2 protein-coding genes are annotated in these 2,906 nt (G+C 70.1%); one reads left to right on the plus strand and one right to left on the minus strand.

Annotated elements, in window-relative coordinates; all coding sequences use genetic code 11:
- Positions 1-43 precede the first annotated feature (43 nt).
- Positions 44-1,408, minus strand: a complete 1,365-nt coding sequence (locus ACFWFI_RS42190) for an LCP family protein (protein ID WP_387401176.1) — start codon at positions 1,406-1,408, stop codon at positions 44-46.
- A gap of 331 nt (positions 1,409-1,739) precedes the next feature.
- Here ACFWFI_RS42190 and ACFWFI_RS42195 point away from each other — a divergent pair, with 331 nt between their 5' ends.
- Positions 1,740-2,762 (plus strand): glycosyltransferase family 2 protein, encoded by a 1,023-nt coding sequence (locus tag ACFWFI_RS42195; RefSeq protein ID WP_387401178.1) that lies wholly within the window; start codon positions 1,740-1,742, stop codon positions 2,760-2,762.
- Positions 2,763-2,906 lie beyond the last annotated feature (144 nt).

Consider the following 2,906-nt stretch of genomic DNA (forward strand, 5'->3'; position numbering starts at 1 on the left):
CAGTTCTCCCGGCGCCGCGAGGGGTGACCTCCTGGAGGCGCGGTCACGGGCAGACCACCTGGTCGCCCGTGACCGTGCCGAATTCGCCACGCTGGGGGTCCTCGGCCTTCACGCGCTGCACCTTGGTGAAGTCCGAGCCCGCCGTGACCTTCATGGTCCCGCCCTGCCCCTTCACCGCCCTGAGCTCGCATCCGGGCAGCGCGGTGGCCAGGGACTTCGCCGACCGGTCCCAGCGCGGGTCGTAGCTGACCACGGTGCGTGTCAGATCGCTCGGGCCACCGCTCAGCGGGGAGCGGGTGGTGTTGAAACCGGTGCCGCGCAGTGCCTCGTCGACGTCCTGGCCGAGCCCGTCCCTCGGTGTCCCGTTGTAGACCTGCACCCGGATCTGCTCCGGGGCCACGTCGACGAGGGTCGCCTTGGGCGGCTTCGGCACGTGCGGGGCGAGTGGGCGGTCCTCGCGCAGGGCCCGGAACATCTTCTTCGACTCCTCGGCGTCCCACTTCACGGTGGAGCCGATGCCCTTGACCTGGTAGCCCTTCTCCTCGAGGGGTACCGAGGCGAATTCGGACGAGGCCGGGGTGAAGCCGCGCATGGCTTTGCCGAGCTCCAGCATCTGTTCCGTACCGAAGCCCTTGTCGGCGCGTACCGATTCGAGCATCGACGAGGCGACCTGCTGGAATTTCATCGGGTTCATCAGCACACCGCTGCTGGTCGTCTGCTTGATCAGCGCGGCCATGAACTTCTGCTGGCGCTGCATCCGGCCCAGGTCGGCCGCCCCGTCGAGATGCCGGGAGCGCACGTACTGGAGGGCCTTGCCGCCGTCCAGTCTGTGGGTGCCGGCGGTCAGGTTCAGTCCGGTGTAGGAGTCCTTGAGCGGCTTGGCGGTGCAGATCTCCACCCCGCCCAGGGTGTCGACCGTCTTCATGAAGCTGGTGAAGTCGACCTCCAGATAGTGGTCGATCTTGACGCCCGTCATCTGCTCGACGGTCCGCACCGTGAGATGAGGCCCGCCCTCGGCATAGGCGGCGTTCAGCTTCACGGGATGAGGGGAGTGCTCCTTGCCGGTGGTGCCGTCGGTGTGGGCCGGGAGCTCGGCGTAGCTGTCGCGCGGCAGACTGATGACGCTGGCCCGCTGCTTGTCGGCCGATACGTGGACGAGCATGAGGGTGTCGGTGCAGTGGCAGGGCGCGCCGCCCAGCTTGTACTTCTTCTTCTCCGCCGCGCTGATCTTGTCGCGGCCGTCGGTGCCGACGAGCAGGAAGTTCATGCCGTGGCCGCCCGGAGGACGGTTCTTCATGTCCTTGAACGGGTCGACCCGGTCGATCCCCGTCTCCAGACCGCTCACCACGGCATGGCCGATCCCGCCGGCGCCGAGCACCAGCACGGACAGCCCGGTGACGACCCGCATGCCCCACCGGGGCGGCGGCTTCCGCCCACCGGCCCGGTTCCGCCCGGCGGCGCGGCCGGTTCCGGGCTGTCGTGAGGCCCTGCGCTGCGGTGGAGCGGTGCGGGGGTGCGGTGGACGGGGCGATCGGTGCGGCGTGGGCACGAGGGACACCTCCGCGCGAGCGAGTGGGACTTTCGCACGTTAGGCCCATACGATCTGCAGACCGGGAGGAGACCTGGCGGCGCGCGCCGCTGTCCCCCGTTCGCGGTAACGTGGCGGCCGAATCACGCCGCCTCCTGGGGTGCGAAATCCCCCGGAACCCTGGCACCCCCGAGGACCCCCCGAGGACCACATGTCTGCCGCGCAGTACCCCGCCGTCTCCGTGATCATGCCGGTGCTCAACGAGGAACGCCATCTCAGGAACTCGGTCCGGCACATCCTGGAGCAGGAGTACGCCGGTGAGATGGAGGTGGTGATCGCCCTCGGCCCATCGGACGACCGTACGGACGAGATCGCCGCCGAGCTGGTCCGGGAGGACTCCCGGGTCCACACCGTGCCCAATCCGACCGGCCGCACCCCCGCAGCGCTCAACGCCGCGATCAAGGCTTCACATCACCCGATCGTGGTACGGGTGGACGGCCACGGCATGCTCTCGCCGAACTACATCGCGACCGCGGTGCGGCTCCTGGAGGAGACCGGCGCGCAGAACGTCGGCGGCATCATGCACGCCGAGGGCGAGAACGCCTGGGAGGACGCCGTCGCCGCCGCGATGACGTCGAAGATCGGCGTCGGCAACGCGGCCTTCCACACCGGAGGGGAGGCGGGCCCGGCCGAGACCGTGTATCTCGGGGTCTTCCGCCGCGAGGCGCTGGAGCGTGCCGACGGCTACAACGTGGAGTTCGTCCGTGCCCAGGACTGGGAGCTGAACTTCCGCATCCGCGAGGCGGGCGGCCTTATCTGGTTCTCGCCGGAGCTGAAGGTCCAGTACCGCCCGCGGCCCAGCATCCGCGCGCTCTCCAAGCAGTACAAGGAGTACGGCCGCTGGCGCCACGTCGTGGCGCGCTACCACGCGGGCTCGATCAACCTGCGCTACCTGGCCCCGCCGACCGCCGTCTGCGCGATAGCGGCCGGCATCGTCGTGGGCGCCGCCGTCACCCCGTGGGCGTTCGTCGTGCCGGCCGGGTACGCCGCGGCGATCGTCGCCGGATCGCTGCCCGCCGGGAAGGGCCTGCCGCTGAAGGCGCGGGCGCAGATCCCGGTGGCGCTGGCCACCATGCACATGTCCTGGGGGTACGGCTTCCTGACCAGCCCCCGCTCGCTGGCGAGGAAGGTCATCGCCAGCCGCCGTCCGGCCGTGCGGGAGCAGACCGTCTGACCGACGTAGCCGAAGCAGGAAGGGCCCCCCCGTCGCCCGCGGGGGCCGTGCACATGTGGTTGTCGTCACCAGGGGGAAATAGGGTTGTACGTAATGCACGCCGTCTCGTCCCCGCCGGTGAGCGGGGTGGCCGAGTGCGGCGGC

The organism is Streptomyces sp. NPDC060209 (genome assembly GCF_042728155.1).
In the GTDB taxonomy this organism is placed as follows: Bacteria; Actinomycetota; Actinomycetes; order Streptomycetales; family Streptomycetaceae; genus Streptomyces.